Annotated in this window: 6 protein-coding genes; 2 read left to right on the top strand and 4 right to left on the bottom strand. The window is 69.0% G+C overall.

What is annotated here, in order from left to right:
* Positions 1–32: 32 nt before the first annotated feature.
* Positions 33–1,322, top strand: coding sequence for a pyridoxal phosphate-dependent aminotransferase (locus A5681_RS22645; RefSeq protein ID WP_067280772.1), 1,290 nt, complete (start codon positions 33–35; stop codon positions 1,320–1,322).
* A gap of 35 nt (positions 1,323–1,357) precedes the next feature.
* Positions 1,358–2,620 carry a YibE/F family protein gene (locus A5681_RS22640; RefSeq protein ID WP_067280778.1) on the top strand — a complete coding sequence of 421 codons (1,263 nt, stop codon included), beginning with the start codon at positions 1,358–1,360 and terminating at the stop codon, positions 2,618–2,620.
* On the opposite strand, the gene rfbA is transcribed toward A5681_RS22640, so the two are convergent.
* From rfbA to A5681_RS22620, 4 genes are all read right to left on the bottom strand, one after another.
* Positions 2,562–3,437, bottom strand: a complete 876-nt coding sequence (gene rfbA / locus A5681_RS22635) for a glucose-1-phosphate thymidylyltransferase RfbA (protein WP_067280769.1) — start codon at positions 3,435–3,437, stop codon at positions 2,562–2,564. The genes A5681_RS22640 and rfbA overlap by 59 nt on opposite strands.
* A gap of 22 nt (positions 3,438–3,459) precedes the next feature.
* Positions 3,460–3,834, bottom strand: coding sequence for a nuclear transport factor 2 family protein (locus A5681_RS22630; protein WP_067280764.1), 375 nt, complete (start codon positions 3,832–3,834; stop codon positions 3,460–3,462).
* 29 nt (positions 3,835–3,863) lie between these two features.
* Positions 3,864–4,619 (bottom strand): maleylpyruvate isomerase family mycothiol-dependent enzyme, encoded by a 756-nt coding sequence (locus A5681_RS22625; protein WP_067280761.1) that lies wholly within the window; start codon positions 4,617–4,619, stop codon positions 3,864–3,866.
* A gap of 68 nt (positions 4,620–4,687) precedes the next feature.
* A partial coding sequence (locus A5681_RS22620; RefSeq protein ID WP_067280775.1) for a UDP-glucose dehydrogenase family protein occupies positions 4,688–5,685 on the bottom strand: 998 nt, incomplete at its 5' end.

Genomic DNA, 5,685 nt, shown 5'->3' with positions numbered 1-5,685 from the left:
CCTGGGATTTTGCCGCTTGAAAGCAAATTTCGGTGGACAGTGGTGGCACCATTAAGGACGTGACCACTCACCAGCTGCCCCTGCACGCCTCCGCGCACCACCGGCAGCGGGTCTTCGCGCAGTCGTCCAAGCTTCAGGACGTCCTGTACGAGATCCGCGGGCCGGTGCACCAGCAGGCCGCGCGGCTGGAGGCCGAAGGGCACCGCATCCTCAAGCTCAACATCGGCAACCCGGCGCCATTCGGCTTCGAGGCCCCCGACGTGATCATGCGGGACATGATCCAGGCGCTGCCGTACGCGCAGGGCTACTCCGACTCGCAGGGCATCCTGCCCGCGCGCCGGGCGGTGGTTACCCGCTACGAGCTGGTCGAGGGCTTCCCCCGGTTCGACGTCGACGACGTCTACCTGGGCAACGGGGTCTCCGAGCTGATCACGATGACGCTGCAGGCACTGCTGGACAACGGCGACGAGGTGTTGATCCCGTCGCCGGACTACCCGCTGTGGACGGCGTCGACCTCCCTGGCCGGCGGCACGCCCGTGCACTACCTGTGCGACGAGACGCAGGCCTGGCAGCCCGACATCGCCGACCTGGAGTCCAAGATCAGCGAGCGCACCAAGGCGCTGGTCATCATCAACCCGAACAACCCGACCGGTGCCGTGTACAGCCGCGAGGTCCTCACCCAGATGGTGGAGCTGGCGCGCAAGCACGAACTGCTGCTGCTCGCCGACGAGATTTACGACAAGATCCTCTACGACGACGCCACGCACATCAACGTGGCCTCGCTGGCGCACGACATGTTGTGCCTCACCTTCAACGGCCTGTCCAAGGCGTACCGGGTCGCCGGCTACCGCGCGGGCTGGCTGGCGATCACCGGTCCGAAGGACCACGCCGAGAGCTTCATCGAGGGCATCAACCTGCTGGCCAACATGCGGCTGTGCCCGAATGTGCCCGCCCAGCACGGGATTCAGGTCGCCCTCGGTGGCCACCAGAGCATCGAGGACCTGGTGCTGCCCGGCGGGCGGCTGCTCGAGCAGCGCGACGTGGCGTGGGAGAAACTCAACGAGATTCCCGGGGTGTCCTGCGTCAAGCCCGCGGGCGCGCTGTACGCCTTCCCCCGGCTCGACCCCGAGGTCTACGACATCGCCGACGACGAACAACTCGTCCTCGACCTGCTGCTGCAGGAGAAGATCCTGGTCACCCAGGGCACCGGATTCAATTGGCCGGCACCGGATCACCTGCGCATCGTGACGCTGCCGTGGAGCCGCGATCTCGCCGCCGCGATCGAGCGGCTGGGCAACTTCCTGGTCAGCTATCGCCAGTAAGCAACTTCGCAGCCGGCGCCTCTACGGTGGACCGCGTGACACACTCGCACTCGCACAGCCCGCCCGCGGCCGCCCCGGTCGAGTCGCTGCCCGCCCGGATCGTCGTCGGGCTGTTGGTGGCGATCGGGGTGGCGGTGCTCGGCGGCGCCATCGCGCTGTGGCCCAGCCGGCAGCACGTCGACATCCCGATGCCGTTCCAGAACGCGGCCGGCGGCGCGGTGAGCACCCAGGCCGGGCATGTGCTGTCCAGCGGCCTGGGCGACTGCGGCAGCCCGTCGGTCAGCCAGGTCCTCACCACCGCGCCGCAGCCGGCGCCCCCCGGCGCGGGCCGCTGCGTGCTGACATTGGTGGCGATCGATTCCGGTCCCAACGCCGGGGCCAACACGTTGCTGGAGTCCTCCCCCGGCCCCGGCCAGCCCAAATTTGCCGTGGGAGACCACATTCGGCTCGTCCGCCAGGTCGACGATCAGGGCGCCACCAGCTACGCGTTCTACGACTTCGAACGCGGCTGGTCGCTGGTCGGGCTGGCCGTCGCGTTCGCGGTGGTGATCGTCGCGGTGGCCCGCTGGCGCGGGCTGCTCGCGCTGGTGGGCATCGGGGTCGCGTTTCTTGTCCTGGTGGTGTTCTTGCTGCCGGCCTTGCGTGACGGCGCGCCCGCCGTTCCGGTGGCGCTGGTGGGCGCGGCGGCGATCCTGTACGCGGTCATCTACCTCGCCCACGGCGTGAGCCTGCGGACCAGCGCCGCACTGCTGGGAACGCTGACCTCTCTGCTGGTGGCGGCGGGATTGTCCTGGGCGGCAATCCAATTGGCGCATCTGACCGGGTTGTCCGACGACCAGAACGCCACCGTCAGCGCCTACCTGGGCAATGTGTCGATCAGCGGTCTGCTGCTCGCCGGCTTCATCATCGGGTCGCTGGGTGTGCTCAACGACGTGACGGTGACCCAGGCCTCCACGGTGTTCGAGCTCGCCCACCTCGGCGGCTCGCGGCGCGCGATCTTTTTGGGCGCCATCCGGGTCGGCCGCGATCACATCGCCAGCACGGTGTACACGCTGGTGCTCGCCTACGCCGGCAGTTCGCTGCCGCTGCTGCTGCTGTTCAGCGTGGCCAACCGTTCGCTGACCGACGTGCTGACGGGCGAGAGCGTGGCCATCGAGATCGCCCGCTCGGCGGTCGGCGGCATCGCGCTGGCGCTGTCGGTGCCGCTGACGACGGCGATTGCCGCGGCGCTGGCCAAGCCTAGTGAAAGCGGCTCCGCTCCAACAGATCCAGCAGGTAGCCGCCATAGCCTGACTTGAGCAGGGTGTGGGCGCGCTCGGCCAGCTGCTCGTCGGTGATCCAGCCCTGTTGCCACGCCACTTCCTCGGGGACGCTGACCTTCAGGCCTTGCCGTCGTTCCAGCGTCCGCACGAAATCACTGGCGTCCAGCAGGGAGTCGAACGTGCCGGTGTCGAGCCAAGCCGTTCCGCGGGCCATCACCTCGACCGAAAGCTTGCCCCGGCTCAGATAGATCTGGTTCACCTCGGTGATCTCGTACTCGCCGCGCGCCGACTTCTTCAGGCCCCTGGCGATCTCGATCACGTCGTTGTCGTAGAAATACAGACCCGGCACCGCGTAATTGGATTTCGGCGTCTGGGGTTTCTCCTCCAGCGACAGCGCCATGCCGTCGTCGCTGAACTCGACGACGCCGTACGCCGACGGGTTGGCCACCCAATAAGCGAAAACCGCTCCGCCGCTGATGGATTGGAAGCGACTCAGGCTGGTGCCCAGGCCGGGCCCGTAGAAGATGTTGTCCCCCAACACCAAAGCCACCGAGTCGTTGCCGATGTGGTCGGCACCCAGGACGAATGCCTGAGCCAGGCCGTCGGGCCGCTGCTGCGTCACGTAGCTGATCTCGATCCCGAACTGCGAGCCGTCGCCCAGGAGCCGCTCGAAGCCGGCCGCGTCGTGGGGGGTGGTGATCACCAGGATGTCCCGGATCCCGGCCATCATCAGCGTCGACAGCGGGTAGTAGACCATTGGCTTGTCGTACACCGGCAACAGCTGCTTGCTGATGCCCACGGTGATCGGGTGCAGGCGAGTGCCCGAGCCGCCGGCCAGGATGATGCCGCGCATGAGTGGCTCCCCTATTCCACGCTTAATTGACGAGGTCGGATTCGGTGAGTTCGGTCGCCGCCAGCGCGGACGCCAGGTCGTCGTGCCGGAACACCGACGTGACGCGGTCGTGCACCACCCGGAACGCCGACGCGGCGGTCGTCACCGCGCCGGGATCGTCCTGGGCGCTCACCTTCTGCTCGACTACCACCACGCCGTCGTGCACGTACATCCGGCCGAGTTCGGCCGTGCCGGGGCGGGAAGCGGCCCACCGGCGCAGCGCGTCGTGGCCCTGCGCGGCCCCGTGCGCGTCACCGATTTCGATGTCGTCGCTGGACAGGGCCACCAGGGTTTCCAGGTCGGACGCGTTGAGCGCGTCGTGCCATGCCAGGACGGTGGCGATCTCCGAAGTGGTCATGGTGTGAAAGTTACCGTGTGGCCCGGTGGCTAGAGCGGGGTACGGTCCAGCCAGTTCTGCCACACCGCCTCGTCGCCGAACAGCGCGATGCCCGTGTCGGCGAGCGGCACCCGGCGCAGGATGGCCAGCAGCAGTTCGGTCGCCCCGCCCCGCAGCGCCGCGGTGCCCTTCCCATGCTCGTGTGACCAGGTGATGCGGCCCGCCTCGACGCCGATCGTCCACTCGCCGGCCTCGCCGAGCCCGGGGTCGGTGGCGTGCAGATGCAAGGTGTTGCCGGGCTCGAGCGGAAGCGGCGCCCCGTCCGCGCCGGCCTGGATCGCGACCCGCTCGAGCCATTCGGTGATGCCGTCGGCGGCGACGTCCGCGGCCAGCGTGAATTTTGCTCCCAGGGCGATGGCCGCGTCGGCCCGATGCACGGCCACCTCGTGCAGGCGGCGGCGCACCCACCAGTTCGCCGGGCGCGGCCCGAGAAAGGTCCACACGGGTGTTTCGGCACCGGTCAGCTGGACCGCGTCGACCAGCCGTTGTGCACCGCCCTGCAGCCAGGAGACGGCGTCGGCCGGGTCGGGCGGCGGCTTGCCGCCTTCGACGGATCGGAAGTCGAGAAACTCCTGCAGTCGCTCCCTCACGATCTGCGCCGCCCAGCGGTCGCCGCGGCCGACGTGGCGCAGCAGCTGGTTCAGGTCCCACCCCGGACAGGTCGGCACGGGCGTGGACTGGTCCGCATCGCGGAAAAGCTCCGAAAATGCGCGGTTCTCGTCGAGGAATGCGCCGGCATAGTCCACGCGGGTCAGGCTACGCCTCGCCCGCGCGCCAAACGTCACGCTGGCGTGGACGCTCGGGGCGGTGCGCCTCAGGGCCGCGGCGCACCCAGCCGGAACACCCGCCAGCCGGCCCGCTTCCAGCGGGCGGCGTCGAGGCAGTTGCGGCCGTCGACGACGACCCGGGCCCGCACGCGGTCGGCCAGGCCGGCCGGGTCGAGGTCGATGAATTGCCGCCACTCGGTGAGCACGAGCACCGCGTCGGCACGGTCGCAGGCCTCCTCGACGGACACCGCGTAGTTCAACGTCGGGAACAGCTGCTGCGCGTTGTCCAGCGCCTTCGGGTCGTACACGTTGACGGCGGCGCCGTTGAGCTGCAGCTGCCCGGCGACGTTGAGAGCGGGCGAGTCACGCACGTCGTCGGACTCGGGCTTGAACGCCGCGCCGAGCACCGCGATGTTGGCGCCCAGCAGCGAACCGCCGCACGCGGCGCTGGCGAGCTCCACCATCCGGGTACGCCGGCGCATGTTGATGCTGTCGACCTCGCGCAGGAACGTCAGCGCCTGGTCGGCCCCGAGTTCGCCGGCGCGGGCCATGAAGGCGCGGATGTCCTTGGGCAGGCATCCGCCGCCGAAACCCAAACCGGCGTTGAGGAATTGGCGGCCGATCCGCGGGTCGTAGCCGAGCGCGTCGGCCAGCACGCTGACGTCGGCGCCGGCGGCCTCGCACACCTCGGAGATGGCGTTGATGAACGAGATCTTCGTCGCCAGAAAGGCATTGGCCGAAACCTTGACCAGCTCCGCGGTCTGCAGGTCCGTCACCATAAACGGCACCCCGTCGGCGAGCAGCGGTCCGTAGAGCTCCCGCACCGCCGTCTCGGCGCGCGTCGAATCCTGTTGCACACCAAGCACGATCCGGTCGGGGTGCAACGTGTCATGCACCGCATAACCCTCGCGCAGAAACTCCGGATTCCAGGCGACCTCCACGTCGACGCCGTCCCGCGCCAGCCCGGCGGCGCGGTGGTTCAGCTCGGCCGCGGTCCCCACCGGAACGGTCGACTTCCCCACCAGCACAGACGATCTCGTCAGCC

The organism is Mycobacterium scrofulaceum (assembly GCF_001667885.1).
Lineage (GTDB): Bacteria > Actinomycetota > Actinomycetes > Mycobacteriales > Mycobacteriaceae > Mycobacterium > Mycobacterium scrofulaceum_C.
Note: the sequence above shows the minus strand (reverse complement) of the source record. Positions and strands in the feature narration are given on the sequence as shown.

Excerpts from the sequence above, each read along its gene's own strand:
- rfbA (WP_067280769.1), bottom strand. The coding sequence starts at position 3,437 with ATGCGCGGCATCATCCTGGCCGGCGGCTCGGGCACTCGCCTGCACCCG.
- A5681_RS22630 (WP_067280764.1), bottom strand. The coding sequence starts at position 3,834 with ATGACCACTTCGGAGATCGCCACCGTCCTGGCATGGCACGACGCGCTC.